We start from the raw sequence: 19,270 nt of genomic DNA on the forward strand, positions 1-19,270 counted from the left end.
TACCTATTTAATGATAGATATTCGACAAGTATTGTTGTCAAAAAGCAGGAATGTCAATAAACGCGCTATAGAAGATTTTTTCGCCAAAAAAAATCGCAAGAAACATTTTCACTCAAAGCGGGCTGATGGGATTCAGCAAGCCTTTATTGCAGGTCAGGAGACCGATGATTTGAAGAAAAGTTTGGCGATATTCAAATTATTGCTTCATTCCTGGAAAGAATCGGTGGAGATGAATGGAGGGAAGTTTTATGTAGTTCTTCTGCCGAGATATGAAGAGCATTCCGCAAAAGATCTCCTTTCAGAGTATAATGTGATAAACCTTTATGAGAAATTTGATAATGATATCGATAATTACGATTACTCAAATTTTCGCTTTAAGAACGAAGGTCACTGGAATGAAGCAGCGAATCAACTAACTGCCGTTTATTTGTATCGATTACTTGAGAAAGAAGCAGATTTGTTTCCGCTTTCAAAGAATATAATTAGAGAACAACTATACACTTACTATTCAAGTTTTAAAGGATGGATGCCGGACGATATTTGGTTAAAAAAAGTAGTTGTACCATCAGAAAAAAGCGAAATTATCAAATCAAAATACACTGAACTTGACATAGAGAATTCTGGTTCTTAGTGTTTCCCTCTATTCATTTAATCCCGGTAACTAAATTTCAAATGGGTTTACAAATCTGAAAGCGCCTTAATATTCAATGGCCGTCACACATGTTAAGAAATTTTTTTGTTTGAGTTTCTTTTAGTATGGTCTTGTATTATACAGCTTTCATCGGTGAATTCAGTCGGGTTTTTGTTTTTAAGGAGATATTTAAATGCACAAGTCTAGATCTGTGGAATCCAAAACGGCGGCGGCGAATTTCGAACTAATCCCACCGTATGGTAGCACTCTCGTTAATCTTCTGGTCCCTGAAGAAAAAAAACAAGAAGTAAAAACTTATGCCGGCGAACTCCCCTCGATCCAATTGTCAGACCGGCAGGTTTGTGATTTTGAGCTTTTAGCAACCGGCGCTTTTTCGCCTCTGGATCGCTTCATGGGCAAAGCCGACTATCAAAGTGTTTTGGATGAAATGCGTTTGGCGAGCGGAACCCTTTTTCCAATACCGATTACCCTGTCTGTTGACTCTGAAGCAGGAATTGAGCAGGGTCAGGACATCGCACTTCGTAACTCAAAATACGAACTGCTGGCAGTCATGACTGTCGAAGATATTTACGAGTGGGATCAATCCGAGTTGTGTCAAAAAGTTTTTGGCTCCGAGGATTCCCGTCATCCTTTGGTGGCGGAAATGCACAAATGGGGAAAGCTAAATATCTCAGGGAAGCTGCAGGTGATCGAGCTGCCAAAACATTTCGATTATCAAAATCTCCGCATGACCCCGGCCCAGGCGCGTGAAAAACTGCAGGAAATTGGTTGCAAAAACATCGTTGCATTTCAGACACGCAACCCGCTGCACCGTGTTCATGAAGAGTTGACAAAGCGGGCATGTGAAGAAGTAAATGGCGTCTTGCTTTTGCATCCGGTGGTTGGATTGACCAAACCGGGTGACGTCGATCACTTTACCCGCGTGCGTGCCTACAAAGCCCTGGCAGATCAATATTACGAACCCGGCCGGATTTTGCTTTCGCTGCTACCTTTAGCGATGAGACTTGCCGGCCCAAGAGAAGCGCTCTGGCATGCCATCATTCGCAGAAACTACGGCGCCAATTATTTGATCGTTGGCCGCGATCATGCTGGTCCCGGTAAGGACTCCACCGGCAAGCCTTTTTACGGGCCTTATGATGCTCAGGAATTAGTAGAACAGCATTCAAAGGAAATTGGCGTGGGCATGGTACCGTTCCGTGAATTTGTTTATCTTCCTGAGAAAAAAGTTTATGAAGAAGTTTCGAAAATCGAGCCGGATACGAAAACGGCATCAATTTCCGGTACTCAAGTTCGGGAAGAATATCTGAATAAAGGTAAACCTCTGCCGGAATGGTTTTCGCGACCGGAAGTCGCTGAGATTCTTTCCGATGCCTATCCGGCCCGGCATCGTCAGGGTGTGTGTGTCTGGTTTACCGGACTCAGCGGCGCCGGTAAATCCACTACCGCTGATGTGTTGACTGTACTTATGCAAGAACATGGCCGGAATGTTACTGTGCTTGATGGCGATGTGGTCAGAACCCACCTTTCAAAAGGCCTCGGTTTTAGCAAAGAAGATCGGGATACCAACATCCGGCGAATTGGTTACGTGGCGTCTGAAATCATTCGTCACGGCGGCATTGTTATTTGTGCCGCGGTAAGTCCCTATCGGGCAACTCGCAACGATGTCCGAAATATGATGGGGAAAGAACATTTTGTCGAAGTATTTGTGGATACACCACTGGATGTCTGTGAAGCCCGGGACACCAAAGGGATGTACGCCAAAGCCCGCCGCAAAGAAATTACCGGCTTTACCGGCATTGACGATCCTTACGAAGAGCCCCGTCATCCCGAGGTAACTTTGGATACAGTCGGCCAAACCCCTGAAGAAAACGCCCGAAAACTTCTTAATTATTTGATTGAACGTGGCTTTGTAAGAAGTACTGAAAGTTAAAAGAGTGAAGATTGGCGGAGAAAATTTTGGTTTTCTCCGCAATTTTTCGCGATGTTTCAAAACAGGTCATCCCTCTCTATCGTTCCTCCCTGTTTTCTAAGAAAGACTGCTTAAAATGCCGAGATGTTTAAAGAAATGCTATTTATTTTTTTATATCGGTTTAAAATTTGACCTTTTGATCTCCCCAACCTAAATTTTTAATACCGCCATCGATTTCTAATCTTAAATTCTCCTTTAAAGATAAGCATCTTGATGAAGTAATCCGCAGTTTTTTCTCAACCAACTAAAGGCTTGGTCGAATGTTGATATTCGATCGAGCCTTTTTTATCTTGATGCCTCCCCCGAGAGCGTTAACCTGCAAAATAGGTTAACGATTATCCATCTTCTTTTCATACCCACGTAAGTTCTTTATTTTATTGGTTTATGAATTTTTTAGTTCTTGGAGTTTTCAAAAATTAGCTTGACTTTATATGAATTTTGTTATATTTTGTCTTCGGCTAAAACGGCACTTCACCGTTTGTTGATTCTCCTTACACATTTTGAGAAAAAATTATTTGATTAAGTTTGTCCGGTCGAAGCATTGCAAATTCGAGTAAAGTTGTAATGGAGTAATTAGGGAAAAGGGAAATTATGAAGAAAATAATTGTGCTGTTGGCCGCAATTTTTTTGGTAGTTTCGTTTGCCTCTGCCTATGCTTTGGAATCGGAAGGCGGTGAAGGGGGAAGTCTCGGCGCCAACCTGCCTCTTTGGAGCATCATTCCTTTTGTCGGCATTTTGTTGTCCATCGCAATCTTTCCTCTTGTGGCTGAAGAATTCTGGCACCATCACTTTGGAAAAGTAGCGGCATTTTGGGGCTTATTATTTACAATTCCCTTTCTTACCGCTTACCGGGGTGAAGCCGTTCATGAAATCCTGCACGTCTATTTTTTAGAGTACATTCCATTCATTATATTACTTTGGGCTCTTTATACAATTGCTGGTGGCATTTTTGTCAAAGGAGCGCCGGTCGGTCTTCCGCTGAATAATCTAATTGTCCTGGCGATTGGAACCGCTCTGGCCTCATGGATTGGCACCACGGGTGCGGCGATGGTTCTCATCCGGCCTTATATTTTAATGAATAAATTCCGCAAGTCTAAAGTTCATCTTATTGTTTTCTTTATTTTCTTAGTTGCCAATATCGGCGGCTCTTTAACTCCATTGGGAGATCCGCCCCTGTTTCTTGGCTTTTTGCAAGGGGTTGAATTTTTCTGGACGTTCAAGCTTTTTCCATCTATGATTTTCTTGGTAGGTTGCTTGTTCGCTATTTTCTTTGTGTGGGATACTTACATGTTCCGCAAAGAAGGTTGGCATGAGAAGATGCACTTGAAAGACGTTGACTTTGATATCGAACACGACAAGACAGATCATATGGTGATAGAAATTGAAGAAGAAGTGGAGGTTGAAAATCCCCACACCCATAAAATGAAAACTCATAAATATAAAATGGATATAAAAGGACTGTTTAATGTCCTCTTCCTTTTAGGCGTGATTGGCGGGGTTTTGTTCAGCGGTAAGTTTCATTTGGGCGAAGTCACGATTTTCGGCGTCCACATGGAATGGCAAAACATTGTTCGCGATCTCTTTTTAATTTCAATGGGCCTGCTTTCATTAAAAATTACACCTAAACCTTATCGCGAAGGCAATGAATTCACCTGGTTTCCGATTCAGGAAGTCGCCAAGCTGTTTGCCGGAATTTTTATCACGATTATCCCCGCCCTTGCTATGTTAAAAGCAGGACAGGAAGGCCAGCTTAGTTTTATTATCGATGCGGTAAAGGAGCCCGTCCATTATTTCTGGATAACCGGAACTCTTTCCAGTTTTCTGGACAATGCGCCGACTTATTTGGTCTTCTTTAATACGGCTCTTGGACAATTCGGTGAAACAGTTGATTGGCTGATGACGGACGGTTCCAAGTATTTGTTAGGAATTAGCTGTGGCGCAGTATTTTTTGGAGCCAATACTTATATTGGCAACGCACCCAATTTTATGGTAAAATCGATTGCGGAAGAATCGAAAATAAAAATGCCGAGCTTTTTCGGTTACATGCTTTATTCAGTTTTAATTTTAGTTCCGTTGTTTGCTCTTACGGCCTGGATTTTTTTCTAAATGATTCCAATCTTATTTTTTCTTTTTGCTGCAGTGGCTATCGCATCCGGGATTATGATGATTGTTCATCGTAATCCCATCTATTGTGCCTTATTCCTGATTTTAACCCTTTTTGCCGTCGCCGGTCTTTTTGTTTTATTGAATGCACCGTTCATTGCAGCGGTGCATATCATTGTTTATGCCGGCGCAATTATGGTTTTATTTTTGTTTGTGATCATGCTTTTAGATTTAAAAAGCGAGACTTCACGGCAGCGTCCCGGCGGACTTCTGCGTATTTTGAGTATTGTAGTCTCAGGCGTTTTGTTTGCCGAGTTGGTTTTATTTTTACGTTCCGGAACTACAAACCCGCCTTTGGTTGAAGGCGATTTAAAAATTGGCAGCACCAAAGAAATTGGAAACTTACTTTTTACCGAGTACCTTTTGCCATTTGAAATTACGTCCGTTCTGCTGCTTTCCGCGATTATTGGTTCAGTCATTCTTGCGAAACTTAAATTAAAATAATGGAAATACCAATTTCATATTATTTGCTCCTAAGCGGAATACTCTTCACCATTGGCGTCGTGGGAGTTCTGACCAGACGGAACGCAATCGTTATTTTCATGTCCATTGAATTGATGCTTAACGCGGTTAATTTAACCCTGGTGGCATTTTCAAAACAATTCAATGCTCTGGACGGCCAGATTTTTGTTTTTTTTGTAATGGTTGTTGCTGCAGCAGAAGTCGCAGTGGGCCTTGCCTTGATCGTTGCAATTTTTCGACTTAAAGAGACCGTGTCCATTGACAAGATAAATATCTTGAAGTGGTAATTTTCGAAGATAGAGAATAGAAGATCGAGGATGGAGGATAGAAGATATAAGAAAGAATTCGGATTCGAGAGCACGTTTTTGTCATTTCGACGAAGCGATAGCGGAGGAGAAATCTGGCGTTCTCAGAGGCGAAGTGAGGTGTTTAGCTTCTGGCCTTAATCACTGGGAAAAATGCTGTTGTCAAATCTCGTTATTTTATTCTCTCCTCGCCAATTCTCATTTTATATTGATTTCTAAGTACAACCATAAACCACAAATCTTAATCATTAAGAATGATCGACTACGTCTGGCTGATTCCTTTATTCCCTTTAATGGGATTTTTAATTAACGGGTTGTTCGGATCTCGATTGAAAGAGAGCCAAATCGGTGCCGTTGCTTGCGGCTCCATCGGACTCTCCTTTTTTGTGTCTGCGACTGTTTTTTTTCAGGTGCTGCAACTTCCGGCTTCTGAACGCAGCATTAGCAGAACAATTTACACGTGGATTCGAACCGGCGATTTTCAAGTCGATATTAGTTTCCTCATCGACCCGCTTTCGTTGGTGATGCTTTTAGTGGTGACCGGAGTCGGCTTTTTAATCCATGTTTACTCCATCGGTTACATGCACGGCGATCGGAGCTTCGCCCGCTATTTTGCTTACCTGAATCTGTTTACTTTCTCGATGTTGCTTTTGGTCTTAGCCGACAATTTTCTCCTGCTGTTTGTCGGCTGGGAAGGTGTGGGACTTTGTTCCTATCTGCTCATCGGGTTCTGGTTTGAAAATAACGACTACGCGTATGCTGGTAGAAAAGCTTTTGTCATGAACAGAATCGGCGATTTCGGTTTCCTGTTGGGAATGTTCTTAATCTTCCTGCATTTTGGTTCATTGAATTTCAACGTAGTATTTAGCCAAGCACCTGAAGTACTGACCACCAGTCTTGCAACTGCGATTTGTTTGCTGCTTTTTCTCGGAGCGACCGGGAAGTCGGCCCAGATCCCTCTTTACGTCTGGCTGCCGGACGCGATGGCCGGTCCGACGCCGGTTTCCGCTTTGATTCATGCTGCCACGATGGTCACCGCCGGCGTTTACATGGTGGTTCGTTGCCATGTTTTGTTTTTAAGCTCACCCTTTGTGCTAAATGTGATTGCCATTATTGGTATTTGCACTGCTTTTTTAGCCGCGACGATTGCTTTGGTGAGTAACGATATCAAGAAAGTCCTGGCTTATTCGACGATCAGTCAATTGGGGTATATGTTTTTGGCTTGTGGAGTTGGAGCTTTTGGAGCAGCTATTTTCCATGTCAGCACCCACGCATATTTTAAAGCGCTCTTGTTTTTGAGCGCCGGCAGCGTTATGCACGCTCTGGGTAATGAAACGGATATGACGAAAATGGGTGGTTTAAGAAAGAAATTGCCGATTACCTACCGGGTTTTCTTAATCGGAGCTCTGGCTTTAGCCGGAGTGCCGCTGTTGTCCGGCTTTTTCTCAAAAGACGAAATTCTTTGGAAAGCCGTGAGCAGTCCGTTTGGCGGATTCTGGCTTTGGTTTGCTGGCGCAGTGGTAGCCGGTCTAACCGCCTTTTATACGTTCCGGCTGATTTTCATGACGTTCCATGGTCGGTCGCGAGTTTCTAAGGAAGTTGCCAAGCATATTCATGAATCGCCGAAAATCATGACCATCCCACTTGGCGTTTTGGCAGTTTTAGCAATTGTGGGCGGATATATCGGAATCCCGCATATTTTTAACAAATTCGAACATTTCCTTGAGCCGGTGTTTACTCAATATGTCCACGCTGAAATCTTCGAAAGCACTCACGATCTTCCGGGTTTAGAATTGAGTTTTATGGGCATTTCAATCCTGATTGCGTTTCTGGGGATTGGATTTGCTTACATTTTTTATGTCGCCAGACCCAACCTGGCAGATGATGTTGCCGAAAAAGCTCGCGGAATCTACCGGATTTTTGCCAACAAGTGGTATGTTGATGAAGTCTACGATACATTAATCGTTCGCCCAATTAAACTGGTTTCGGACTTAGTCTTGTGGCGCTGGATCGATATAAAAGTTATCGATGGATTTGTAAACCAAATTGCGCGGGTTATTGGTAAGAGCAGCGATATTTTACGGCGGATTGAAACAGGGGTCATTCAGAATTACGCATTGTCGATAATTTTTGGAGTGGTGGTTTTGGTCGGTTATTTTTTATGGAGATAAGAATTACGAAATGGATTTGCCAATACTCACACTCTTAATTTTTTTACCCATTCTAGCGGCTGCAATACTTCTTTTTATTAAGAATGACCAGGAGGCGGCGCTCAAAAATGTGGCTTTGATATCCAGCCTGGCCATTTTTTTGTTGTCACTACCCTTATACTTTGTCTTTGAAAATAAAGCTGGAATGCAGTTCGAGGAATTTCACTCATGGATTCCCATATTCGGAATAAACTACCACCTGGCCATCGACGGTATCAGTTTGTTTATGGTGCTTCTGACGACCTTTTTAACACCGATTGTCATCCTGGCTTCGTGGAATGCAGTGGCAAAAAACATCAAAGGATATTTGGTTTCGATGTTACTTTTAGAAACCGGCATTCTTGGTGTGTTTGTTTCGATGGACTTGTTTTTATTTTACGTTTTCTGGGAAGTTATGCTCATTCCGATGTATTTTCTCATTGGAGTTTGGGGTGGAGAAAATCGCATCTATGCCGCAATCAAGTTTTTTCTCTATACAATTGTCGGAAGTCTGCTCATGCTGGTTGCAATTCTCGTTCTGTATTTTTATCACGGCGGCTTGACCGGCGAGTATACATTTAATATTCTTAAAATCCAGCAAATACACATTCCTCTTGGCTATCAGACCTGGCTGTTTTTAGGATTTGGATTAAGTTTCGCAATTAAAGTCCCTCTTTTCCCATTTCATACCTGGCTCCCGGATGCCCACGTTGAAGCGCCCACCGGCGGCAGTGTCATTTTGGCCGGTGTACTTTTAAAAATGGGGATTTACGGATTTCTGCGATTCTGCTTTCCGTTATTTCCGTCCGCAATCGAACAATTTACACCACTGATTTTCATTCTCGGAGTCATTGGCATTATCTACGGCGCTTTGGTCGCGATGGTGCAGCCGGATTTGAAGAAGCTTGTTGCCTACTCCAGCGTAAGTCACCTCGGGTTGGTTATGCTCGGTATCTTTGCTTTAAATAATCAAGGCGTGCAGGGCGGCTTGCTCCAAATGGTCAATCACGGCTTGTCAACCGGTGCTTTGTTTTTGATTGTCGGAATGCTTTACGAACGCAGACACACCCGGCTCATCGCGGATTTCGGCGGTTTGGCCAAACAGCTTCCGGTTTTTACTACATTTTTTATGATCGTAACCTTGTCTTCAATTGGCTTGCCAGGACTGAATGGCTTTGTCGGAGAATACTTGATTTTATTGGGCACTTTTCTGAATAACAAAATTTATGCGGTACTTGCGGCAACAGGTGTGATCCTGGCAGCGGTCTACATGCTGCTGATGTTCCAGCGCACCATGTTTGGCAAACTAGACAAAAAAGAAAACCAAGATCTGAAAGATCTTTCGAAAAGAGAAATTGCTGTACTGGTTCCCATTCTAGCTTTCATCATATTTATTGGGGTTTATCCCAACGCCTTTTTGAAAAAAATGGAACCCACGGTTGAGGCTTTGATCAAAACTGTGAAAGATAAGCAAATAGTTTCTCTGAAAGCGGAAAGTGAGTTAGCTTTTAAAAATATTTTCAATGATGAAGAGGGTAAATAAGTTCAGTTATGTCTTTTAACCTTTTCGCAATTTCACCAATTATTGCCTTAACCCTCACGGGATTTCTCGTGATAGGTCTGAGCCTCGCTTTTTCGAGGATTAACAAGAGTATGCTCCTAATCATATTTTTGTTGGGCCTGGCAGCGAGCGCTTATTTTTCTGTAAGCCTTTGGAATGAAAACGCCCTGGCGTTTGGGGGAATGGTTCGCGCCGATAATTTCTCTCTGGTATTTAATTTTATTTTTCTGATTGGCGCAGCGCTCAGCATGATGCTCGCGTTTAATCAGCATGAAGGCGGTTATTTATTATATGCCGAGTTTTTTGCCATTACCGCATTCGCGACCGTGGGCATGATGCTCATGGTTGCAAGCAGTCATTTGCTGATTATCTACCTGGGCCTCGAAACTTTATCAATCTCGCTTTACATTCTTGTGGGCATTAAAAGGACCGAAGAAAAATCCCTTGAAGCCGCTTTCAAATATTTCCTGCTCGGCGCTTTTGCCAGCGGGTTTTTACTCTATGGCATTGCCTTTATTTATGGCGCTACCGGGAGTTTTGATTTGCGTGAAGTCGCTAATTTTATTTTAGGCGCCTCAATTAAAGATAATCCGTTGGTGATTTTGGGAGGCATTTTGATCATCGTCGGGCTTGGTTTCAAAGTAGCCATGTTCCCGTTCCACATGTGGGCCCCGGATGTTTATCAAGGTGCGCCAACGCCAATCACAGCCTTTATGTCGACCGGCTCAAAAGCGGCCGGTTTTGCTGCGATGCTTCGTGTGCTGTTTTCCGCAACCGATGGATTGGTTTCAGATTGGGTCACGGTTCTCTGGGTGGTATCCGTACTTACCATGTTTTTTGGCAACATAGCAGCGCTTGTGCAAAAAAATATCAAGAGAATGTTGGCCTACTCATCAATTGCGCATGCGGGTTACATCCTGGTTGGCATCGTCGCCTGGAATCAGGCAGGTGCCTCTAGTGTGGTTTTTTACTTGCTCTCTTATACTTTTATGAATATCGGTGCTTTGGGGGTTATTTCCTTTTTAAGCACGAAAGAGAAGGAGTTTCTTGAACTCGACGACTTCAAAGGCTTGGGGTTTCAAAAACCCGTAATCGCGGTCGTCATGGCACTATTTATGTTTTCACTCGCCGGCCTGCCGCCAACCGCCGGATTTATTGGGAAATTTTATCTATTTTCGGCCGCGGTAAAAGCGGGTCAAATTCCGTTGGTTATACTGAGTGTTGTCAATTCGATGATTTCCGTATACTATTATTTAGGAGTCGTCGTGGCCATGTTTATGAGGCAATCTGATAAAAAATGGCCTTCGACGAGACGCGTATCTGCTGTTTCTCTAAGTTTACTGCTTGCTACAGTAGGTACTTTAGGCTTAGGACTCTTCCCATCTCACTGGATTGAGATGTTTCAGAAAATGATGGTCTCGATGATTTAACCGGAAGTAAACACCGATTATGTTGATTGACGAAAGAAGTTTTAAACTCCTTTTCATGTTTTAGATGTTGTTTTGGAGATGTATGATTAATGAATCTTAGTTACAAAAATATTTTAGAAGATATCAAAAGTGATAATAAATCCGGGGCCTCTGTGATAGCCCAGAAAACGGCCGATTGTTTGGAAGCTCTTGCAAAGGAAAAATCAGCTGAGCCGGTAAAGAAGTTGATTTCTGAAGTTGAGCGGGTCGCCGGTGAAATATTGAAAGCACAGGTCGGCATGGCGCAACTAACGAACTTATTTAATTCCATCTTTTTTACAATTGAAAAAGAAACTTCGACAGACTCTCTGGCTTTGTCCAGAAAAATTTCCGGTGAGGCTAAACGCTTTGACGAGTTTTCGAGGAACGCGGTTTCAAAGGTTGCTGAATTTGGCGCTGAATTGATTTCTGAGGACGCGTTTGTGCTTGTTCACAGCAACAGTCGCACGATTTTTGAAATCATAAAAAAAGCACACCAGGCAGGGAAATCTTTTCAAGTTATTCAATCGGAATCAAGGCCCATCTGCGAAGGCCGGGCCGCTGCTGCCAAATTATCGGAGTTGGGAATTCAATCAATTTACCTGTTCGATGCAGCGATTGGGCGCGGCGTTGAACGGGCAGATGTTGTGCTTTTAGGAGCAGATAGTTTATCTGAAGGTTCACTGGTTAATAAAACCGGCACTAAAGCAATCTGTTTGTTGGCAAAAGAAGCCGTAGTTCCATGTTATGCAGCCTGTGAATCCAGTAAATTCATTCCTCAAAAACTTAGCCCTAAAAAGGAGCAATCCCGCGACCCAAATGAAGTTTGGACGGACCCGCCACCCGAGACCACGATTGAAAACTATTACTTTGATTCCGTGCCTTTAGATCTTTTCACCGGTATCATTACCGAAGAAGGCGTTTTGACACCAACCGAGGCCGGTGGTAAGATTAGCACTCAAAAAGTAAATACTAAATTAAGGGATCTGCTTAAATAGAGCATTTAAAGAGAAACATTCGTTTCTTGAACCATGATGATGGCGCGTTGGTTTCGGACTTGGTAAAGCTGTTGGCCAGTCAATAGCTCTCTTTTTTTGCTTAAATAAATTCAAAAATATCTTGCATCTGGCACGATTTTTATTTACATTGCTGTGCTAAACTCGGCACCTGAAGAGGTAAAATTAAGGATTTACGTAGTTCAAATAATTCACAGAATCCTCTGTGAATTTCTTTTATATTGAAGAGATGTTCCAGGATTTAACTGAAAAATTTGAAGTTGTTTTTAAAAACCTTCGCGGCCACGGTAAATTAACCGAAAAAAATGTTGCGGATACTATGCGGGAAATCCGCCGGGTCTTGCTTGAGGCAGATGTAAACTTCAAGGTCGCAAAGAATTTTATTGCAAGCGTACAGGAAAGAGCATTAGGCCACGAGGTCATCAAAAGTGTCACTCCGGCTCAACAGGTTATCAAAATTTTGCATGCTGAGTTGACCGCTCTAATGGGTGAGTCAGAGGCGGGCATCAAGACAGCCAGTACTCCGCCAACGGTAATTATGTTGGTAGGGTTGCAAGGTTCAGGAAAAACAACTTTGGCTGGTAAGTTGGCCAAACACCTCAAAAATAAAGGCCGCAATCCTTTGTTGGTGGCAGCAGATCTTCAACGGCCCGCTGCTGTGGAACAATTAAAAATCATTGCCGACCAGGTTGGGGTTAGTGTGCTTGCCGAATTCGAAAGCACACCGGTGAAAATCTGTTCACAAGGTCTGCAACAGGCTCAGAAAGCATCAAATGACACCGTAATTTTTGATACTGCCGGTCGATTGCATGTTGACGAGGCTTTAATGGAGGAGCTTTCCGAAATCAAAGCAAAGACGCAGCCTCATGAAATATTTTTCGTGGCTGACGGCATGACCGGTCAAGATGCGGTAAATACTGCGCAAGAATTCGTACAACGCCTGGATTTCACAGGAATTGTTCTAACTAAATTGGATGGAGATGCCCGTGGCGGTGCAGCGCTGTCAATTCGAGCCGTTACTGGAAAACCGATCAAATTTATCAGCGTCGGCGAGAAACTTGATGCATTGGAAAAATTTCATCCGGACCGGATGGCTTCTCGAATCCTCGGGATGGGAGATGTCGTGTCGCTGGTGGAGAGAGCCCAGCACGCCGTTGACGAAGAAAAAGCAAGGAAAATAGAGAAGAAACTCCGCCGACAGGAGTTTACCCTTGAAGATTTTTATGATCAGCTTCAACAGATCAAAAATATGGGGCCACTCGAAGAGCTCATGCAAATGATTCCCGGAATGGGCGGGAAAGCCATGAAAGGCTTGGCAGTTGACGAACATGCTTTGATTCGCATCGAGGCTATCATTAACTCGATGACTCCTGAAGAGAGAAGGAGGCCTACAATGATTGACGGCAGCCGCAGAAAACGCGTGGCAAGAGGAAGCGGAACCAATGTTCAGGAAGTTAATAAGCTTTTGAAGCAATTTCAAATGATGCAAAAAATGGTTAAAAGAATGAGTAAAGTCGGCATGAAGGGCTTGCCGATGGGATTCTAAGGATGATATGAATATTTCAAAAGGAGGTTTAGTTTGTCAGTAAGGTTACGTTTGCGAAGAATGGGCAAGAAAAAACAACCGTTCTATAGAATCGTTGTGATTGATTCCAGAGCTGCCCGTGATGGCAGGTATATCGAAAAGTTGGGAACGTATAACCCGCTTACACAGCCGATGGACATCAAGATTGAAGAAGACAGAGCTTTATATTGGCTTGGCAAAGGGGCTATTCCAAGCTTTACCGTAAAAAGTTTCCTGAAAAAGAAAGGCGTTTTGCTTAAATGGCATCTGCTGAAAAAAGGCGTTGACGAGGCTACCATCGAAGAAGAGCTGAAAAAGTGGGAAGTTCTGCAGCTCGAAAAGGAGAAACGCATGGAAGCGTTAACGGAACAGAAAAAACGCGAGAAGAAAGCCAAGAAAGCCGAAGAAGCGAAAGCCGAAGCTGAACCTGCAGTTAAAGCCGAAGCTGAACCTGAAGTAAAAGCCGAAGCTGAACCTGCAGTTAAAGCCGAAGCTGAACCTGCAGTTAAAGCCGAAGCTGAACCTGCAGTTAAAGTGGAAGCTGAATCTGAAGTAAAAGTGGAGGAAGCTGAAACCACACCCGAAGCGGAAGCTAAATCTGAAGTAGAAACCGAAGCGGTTAAAGCTGAGGCCGAAGCCGCTGAGGAACCAGCAAAAGAAGCAGACGCAAAGCCGGAAGCCGAACCTGCACCAGAAGAGCCAAAGGAAGAAGCTAAGACCGCCGCTGAAGCCAAACTCGCCGAGGAAGAAAAAACCGAAGACGCGACATCTGAAGAAGAAACCAAGCCGGAAGTCGAAGCGAAAGCGGATACAGAAGCTGAGGCCGAGCCGGTGACAGAAGATAAGAAGAAAGACGAGGAAACGGAAAAAAAAGCCGCAGCAAAGACCAAAGCAAAAAAGGCAGAAGAGAAGCTTGCTGACGAATCGGATGTAAAAGAAGAGAGTAAAGCGAAAGCATCGGAAATGTCAGAAGCAGATAGTGGGAGTGAAAAGAAGACAGCCAAAAAAAACTACGGCGAAAAAAAGCAAGGACGAAACTAAATAACCATAAAGGCAAAATTTAGTTTAAACAAATTTGAGGGTCTGAGCGCTGACAATTACAATATAAAAAGCAAAGCCGCATTCTGGGTTGAATTTCGAATAACAGGTGTAGTGAAAAAAGAGCCTAGTATCTATGAAGGAGACGATTGTTATTCAAATGGAGGTGAATTATGAAAGAGTTCCTTGAATTCATCGTTAAGCATTTAGTCGATAACCCTGATGAAGTGCATGTCAACGAGGTCGACGGCGAGCGCACAATTGTTTTTGAATTGCGTGTCGATCAAGGGGATATGGGTAAAGTGATTGGACGCAGAGGGCAGACCGCCAAATCTTTGAGGACCCTTTTAGCAGCGGCTTCTGCCAAAATGGGTAAAAGGTCGGTACTTGAAATTCTTGAATAAACAGAAAATTTGAGAAAAATGAGATTACCTGATTTCGTCGCCATCGGCATTATTGAAAAGGCGCACGGAATCAAGGGGGATGTAAAAGTAAGACCGGTTACGGATTACCCGCCAAGATTTAAATCTCTGAACAAAGTGATTGTTGAGCGTCCTGCCGGGGAGATAGAAGAGTTTGAAATCTCCAAAATCTTGGTGCGTGGAAATGTAGTATATCTTAATTTCAAGGGCATTGACACACGCGATGAGGCTCAATCCTTAAGAGGGGCTTTCATCAATATAAAAAGGGAAGATATCTTACCCCTGGAAGACGGACGGTTTTACCATTTCGAGATTCTAGGTTTTGTAGTTAAAACAATATCAGGTGAGGTTTTAGGAAATGTTGAAGAGGTTCTGGATTTGCCCGCAAACGCAGTTCTTGTCGTCAAAAGGCAGAATCGAGAATATCTTATTCCCGTGATTCAGAATGTTGTAAAAAAAATGGACATGGAGAGAGAAGAGATTATTATAGAACCCATGGCAGGTCTTTTAGAATAAAGATTAGTATGAGAATTTTTGTGGTCACAGCTTTTCCGCAGCTACTGAATAGCCCGTTGAATGAAAGTATTTTAAAGCGGGCACAGGAAAAAAAACTCGTCGAGATTAAGATGGTAGATTTGCGGGATTTCACTGAAGACAAGCATAAGCAGGTCGATGATTATCCTTACGGCGGCGGTCCGGGGATGATTTTAAAGCCGGAGCCTTTTTTTAAAGCTGTTGAAAATATAAAAACCGCCGAGAATCTGGCAGATCCTTTGATTATTTTAATGACGCCGCAAGGCGAAACTTTTACTCAAGGAAAAGCTAAAGAATTGGCGCAATCTAAAGAAATCATTTTTCTTTGCGGTCATTACAAAGGCGTGGATGAGAGAATTCGGGAGAACCTGATCACTGAAGAAATTTCCATTGGGGATTACATTTTGACCGGCGGGGAGTTGGCGGCGATGGTTGTCATTGACTCAGTCGTACGGCTGCTGCCTGGCGTTATCGGTGACTTTGATTCAGCAAAAACGGATTCTTTTGAGCGAGCCATGCTGGATTGTCCGCATTACACCCGGCCTGAGAACTTTCATGGCATGAAGGTTCCGGAAGTGCTTCTCTCCGGTCATCACGGTGAAATTGAGAAATGGCGCAGAGAGAAGGCGCTTGCAAGAACCCAGGAACAACGCGCTGATTTGCTAATAAAAAATTAAAGAAAGTTATTGCGGGCTGTTCCTGGAGTGCAAAACCTTCATTTTATAAATGATAAAGCATTAAAGAATTGAATATTTTAGTTGAACACGGGAGGTAAAAATGAATAAAATTGATGCGCTTGTAGCCGACACACTGAAAACCGATATTCCGGATTTTGGCCCAGGTGACACGGTGACGGTTCACACGAAGGTTAAGGAGGGTGACAAGGAAAGGATACAAATTTTTGAAGGCGTCGTAATAAAAAGAAAAGGCGGCGGAATAAACGCAACGTTTACCGTGCGCAAAATTTCAAATGGCGTCGGGGTTGAGAGGATTTTCCCTTTACATTCTCCTAATATTTCCAAGATTGAAAATAAGCGATCAGGCAAAGTTCGTCGGGCAAAATTATACTATCTTCGTGAATTAAAAGGCAAGGCCGCACGAATTACTGAGAAGCGCTAACCTTTATCATTTTTTAGATATTCAAGGCAGGCCAGCATGGGTCTGCCATTTTTCTTTTTTTCTGATTCAGGTTGAATCTAAACAAGGTTTCTTTTCATGCTTGAACGCTTTCCCCCAATTCCCACAAATTTTATTGACATTTCAATTAACTTTTTGTAGTATGAATTATTAATTTTTCATTCATTCCGTTACTCTCTTAGAAAGCTCAATTCTAGCCGAAAATAGCAGGGAGGCTTCCCCGTGCAGTTTCAAACCATTAAAGTCGAAAATCCGAACGGTTCCAGCATCATTCTGGGGGAAGTACACAACTTGAAAACGGTTCAACAAATTCACCAACAATTGCTGCAGACTTTTCCCAGGATCCAATTCGGTTTGACTTACATAGAGGCTTCAAAGCCTACCGTTGTCAAATATTCAGGAACAGATGAGCCACTCGTCCATTTAGCGAGAATAAACGCCTGTAAAATTGGCGCCGGCGGCGTGTTTATTTTATTTTTGAGTAATGACTATCCTATTAATGCGATGGAGGCCATTAAACGCGTACCGAATATTTCCGAAATTTACTGTGCCACGTCCAATCCGGTAGAGGTTATCGTAAACCAGAACGAAAAAGGCCGAAGTTTAATGGGGTTGGTGGGTGATTACTCCTCAGAAGTGGCAAAGAAAGCGTGGGTCGATGTGAAAAATTTCTAAGATATAAACGAAGTTATAAGGCAACGAGACCCTCAATCATTGTTGAGGGTTTTTTAGTTTATAAGCAATAAAATCTCTTTTTCCGAATTTGCAAATATAAAATTGTTTTACGGTGTGCGCGTGTTAATAGGATTCGTTGAGATAAGTTTCCGGAGCAAGCTGACGCAATGGACCGATTACGAAGTTTGTACGAGCAATTTCAGCGAAGGGCAAGAAGTTGAAAATCAAAATAATCTCAGTTGGCAACACTAAAGAAAGAAGTTGGCGGGCGGCAGAGGCTGAGTATTCGAAACGTATCATGCGCTATGCACAGTTAGAACATGTCCAGGTGAAAAATGCGCCAGCCGGATCAATTAAAAACGCCATGAAAGTTATGGAGCTCGAAGCGAATTCAATTTTGGCGAAGATCAAGCAGGACGAATTTGCGGTCGCTTTAGATAGGCAGGGAAAGCAAATATCCTCCCAAGGATTTGCTGAATTTTTAAGCTTCAAGATGCTGCACGGCGCTAGCAGAATCACTTTTATTGTTGGCGGACCTTTAGGACTGTCAGACGATTTTCTCAATCAGGTTGATTCGATTTTTTCACTTTCCCGGATGACTTTGCCGCATGAATTATGCAAAGTGATTTTGCTGGAACAAATTTATCGGGCTTTTTCAATTTTGAAAGGTGAGAAATACCATAAATAAACAAATTCCAAAACATAAAAAAACCAATCTCAAAATATAGTGCATGATATTTGCGATTTGGTTTCTTGTAATTTGTTTTGACTTTATTTCTGCAATTACTTATATTTGTCGTTATGAAAAACTATTTTGAAATCCCTTTGAATACACCCAGGGAAGGAGAATCCTTGAATACAGCACACGCAACACAATCGCCACAATTTTATCAGCGGGGACTGGGCCTCAAGAAGGAAGTCCAGGGAATCCTCAAAAAAGACTACTACAGCAATTTAGTGGAATATCTGCGGGCGAATGATTTCAAACTTCAGGGCGGTGATTTAACGATTCATCTTGCGAAGGAATTTGGATTTTGCTACGGCGTGGACCGGGCTGTGGATTATGCCTACCAAACCCGTGAAAAGTTTCCCGACCGCCGGATATTTCTGACGGGTGAAATTATTCACAATCCACATGTTAATAATCGACTGATTGAAATGGGCGTGCTGTTTCTTAGCGGTCAATATAGCAACGGCACGACCATCGCAGATTTGAAACCGGAAGACGTCGTCATTCTACCGGCGTTTGGTGTGTCAATTATCGAATTTCAGGAACTCAAGAAACAGGGCTGCATTTTAGTAGACACGACTTGCGGGTCTGTGCTCAATGTCTGGAAGCGCGTCGATTATTATGCGCAGAACGGCTATACGTCGATCATTCATGGGAAGTACTACCACGAAGAAACGATTGCAACGAGCTCTCAAGCGCTGAAATATGCCAATGGCAAGTATCTGATTGTCCGTTCGATGGAAGAGGCGCAGATGGTTCTGGACTATATTTTAACGGGCGGTGATAAAAAACAATTTATGGACTATTTTTCTAAAGCTGTGTCACCGGGTTTTGACCCCGACCGGGATTTACAGAAAATCGGTCTTGCTAACCAGACGACGATGCTTAGCAGCGAGTCTTTAGCAATAGCCGAAGAACTGAGAAAAATGTTCGTGAATAAAGTTGGCGAAGAAAAATTAAACGAACATTTTCAAACATTTGACACCATTTGCAGCGCGACTCAAGATCGGCAGGACGCAGTAATCGATCTGGTTAAAAAACGGAAGTTGAACTTAATGATCGTGATTGGCGGATTCAATAGCAGCAACACCAACCATCTGGCCGAGATTACTTCTCAACACACAACCACTTATCACATTGATGACCCCGGATCCATATTAAATAAAAATCAAATTAGATACAAATTAATCGGGAGTGAGGAAATCGAAACGACTGAAAATTGGCTTCCTGACGGCCGTTTGCAAATCGGCATAACCGCCGGCGCTTCGACTCCGAATAACAAAATAGGCGAAGCCATTGAAAAGATAATGAGCTTTCGAAATATCGATTTAGAGCAGTTAATGAGTGCTTAACTCCTTAAATTGTCAATTAAGATAGAAAGAAAAGGCAAGTAGAAAACTCTGCT

At 42.9% G+C, this 19,270-nt stretch carries 18 protein-coding genes; all 18 read left to right on the top strand.

All coding sequences use genetic code 11. From position 1 onward, the window contains the following. Positions 1 to 169: 169 nt before the first annotated feature. The 18 genes from IH879_01485 to IH879_01570 all read left to right on the top strand — a co-directional run bounded on the left by IH879_01485 (position 170) and on the right by IH879_01570 (position 19,217). Positions 170 to 631 carry a hypothetical protein gene (locus IH879_01485; protein MCH7673608.1) on the top strand — a complete coding sequence of 154 codons (462 nt, stop codon included), beginning with the start codon at positions 170 to 172 and terminating at the stop codon, positions 629 to 631. 193 nt (positions 632 to 824) lie between these two features. Further along, entirely contained in the window at positions 825 to 2,582 is a 1,758-nt protein-coding gene (locus IH879_01490) for a bifunctional sulfate adenylyltransferase/adenylylsulfate kinase (protein ID MCH7673609.1), read from the top strand. A gap of 630 nt (positions 2,583 to 3,212) precedes the next feature. After that, positions 3,213 to 4,727, top strand: a complete 1,515-nt coding sequence (locus IH879_01495; GenBank protein ID MCH7673610.1) for a sodium:proton antiporter — start codon at positions 3,213 to 3,215, stop codon at positions 4,725 to 4,727. After that, entirely contained in the window at positions 4,728 to 5,228 is a 501-nt protein-coding gene (locus tag IH879_01500; GenBank protein ID MCH7673611.1) for an NADH-quinone oxidoreductase subunit J, read from the top strand. Between the two features lie 5 nt (positions 5,229 to 5,233). Beyond that, on the top strand, positions 5,234 to 5,533 hold the full coding sequence (gene nuoK, locus IH879_01505; GenBank protein ID MCH7673612.1) for an NADH-quinone oxidoreductase subunit NuoK: 300 nt from the start codon (positions 5,234 to 5,236) through the stop codon (positions 5,531 to 5,533). A 272-nt stretch (positions 5,534 to 5,805) separates the two neighbouring features. Further along, positions 5,806 to 7,722 carry an NADH-quinone oxidoreductase subunit L gene (gene nuoL, locus IH879_01510; protein ID MCH7673613.1) on the top strand — a complete coding sequence of 639 codons (1,917 nt, stop codon included), beginning with the start codon at positions 5,806 to 5,808 and terminating at the stop codon, positions 7,720 to 7,722. Between the two features lie 10 nt (positions 7,723 to 7,732). After that, positions 7,733 to 9,283, top strand: coding sequence for an NADH-quinone oxidoreductase subunit M (locus IH879_01515; protein MCH7673614.1), 1,551 nt, complete (start codon positions 7,733 to 7,735; stop codon positions 9,281 to 9,283). A gap of 8 nt (positions 9,284 to 9,291) precedes the next feature. Further along, positions 9,292 to 10,731 carry an NADH-quinone oxidoreductase subunit N gene (locus IH879_01520; GenBank protein MCH7673615.1) on the top strand — a complete coding sequence of 480 codons (1,440 nt, stop codon included), beginning with the start codon at positions 9,292 to 9,294 and terminating at the stop codon, positions 10,729 to 10,731. Between the two features lie 89 nt (positions 10,732 to 10,820). Next, the gene (locus IH879_01525; protein MCH7673616.1) at positions 10,821 to 11,747 is read left to right on the top strand and encodes a translation initiation factor eIF-2B; all 927 of its coding nucleotides are present in this window, start codon (positions 10,821 to 10,823) and stop codon (positions 11,745 to 11,747) included. A gap of 247 nt (positions 11,748 to 11,994) precedes the next feature. Then, on the top strand, positions 11,995 to 13,311 hold the full coding sequence (gene ffh / locus IH879_01530; GenBank protein ID MCH7673617.1) for a signal recognition particle protein: 1,317 nt from the start codon (positions 11,995 to 11,997) through the stop codon (positions 13,309 to 13,311). Between the two features lie 33 nt (positions 13,312 to 13,344). Then, positions 13,345 to 14,370: a 30S ribosomal protein S16 gene (gene rpsP / locus IH879_01535; protein MCH7673618.1), complete on the top strand. Its 1,026-nt coding sequence runs from the start codon at positions 13,345 to 13,347 to the stop codon at positions 14,368 to 14,370. 170 nt (positions 14,371 to 14,540) lie between these two features. Further along, positions 14,541 to 14,771 (top strand): KH domain-containing protein, encoded by a 231-nt coding sequence (locus tag IH879_01540; protein ID MCH7673619.1) that lies wholly within the window; start codon positions 14,541 to 14,543, stop codon positions 14,769 to 14,771. Positions 14,772 to 14,789: 18 nt separating this feature from the next. Beyond that, positions 14,790 to 15,305: a 16S rRNA processing protein RimM gene (rimM, locus tag IH879_01545; protein ID MCH7673620.1), complete on the top strand. Its 516-nt coding sequence runs from the start codon at positions 14,790 to 14,792 to the stop codon at positions 15,303 to 15,305. Between the two features lie 8 nt (positions 15,306 to 15,313). Next, the gene (gene trmD / locus IH879_01550; GenBank protein MCH7673621.1) at positions 15,314 to 16,000 is read left to right on the top strand and encodes a tRNA (guanosine(37)-N1)-methyltransferase TrmD; all 687 of its coding nucleotides are present in this window, start codon (positions 15,314 to 15,316) and stop codon (positions 15,998 to 16,000) included. Between the two features lie 100 nt (positions 16,001 to 16,100). Continuing rightward, a complete protein-coding gene (rplS, locus tag IH879_01555; protein ID MCH7673622.1) occupies positions 16,101 to 16,442 on the top strand; it encodes a 50S ribosomal protein L19 in 342 nt (113 codons plus the stop codon). A 240-nt stretch (positions 16,443 to 16,682) separates the two neighbouring features. Beyond that, a complete protein-coding gene (locus tag IH879_01560; protein MCH7673623.1) occupies positions 16,683 to 17,135 on the top strand; it encodes a hypothetical protein in 453 nt (150 codons plus the stop codon). 217 nt (positions 17,136 to 17,352) lie between these two features. Further along, positions 17,353 to 17,823, top strand: coding sequence for a 23S rRNA (pseudouridine(1915)-N(3))-methyltransferase RlmH (locus IH879_01565; protein MCH7673624.1), 471 nt, complete (start codon positions 17,353 to 17,355; stop codon positions 17,821 to 17,823). Between the two features lie 113 nt (positions 17,824 to 17,936). After that, complete coding sequence (locus IH879_01570) at positions 17,937 to 19,217, top strand: 4-hydroxy-3-methylbut-2-enyl diphosphate reductase (protein MCH7673625.1); 1,281 nt, start codon at positions 17,937 to 17,939, stop codon at positions 19,215 to 19,217. Positions 19,218 to 19,270 lie beyond the last annotated feature (53 nt).

The sequence above is a fragment of the candidate division KSB1 bacterium genome, assembly GCA_022562085.1.
In the GTDB taxonomy this organism is placed as follows: Bacteria; Zhuqueibacterota; Zhuqueibacteria; order Oceanimicrobiales; family Oceanimicrobiaceae; genus Oceanimicrobium.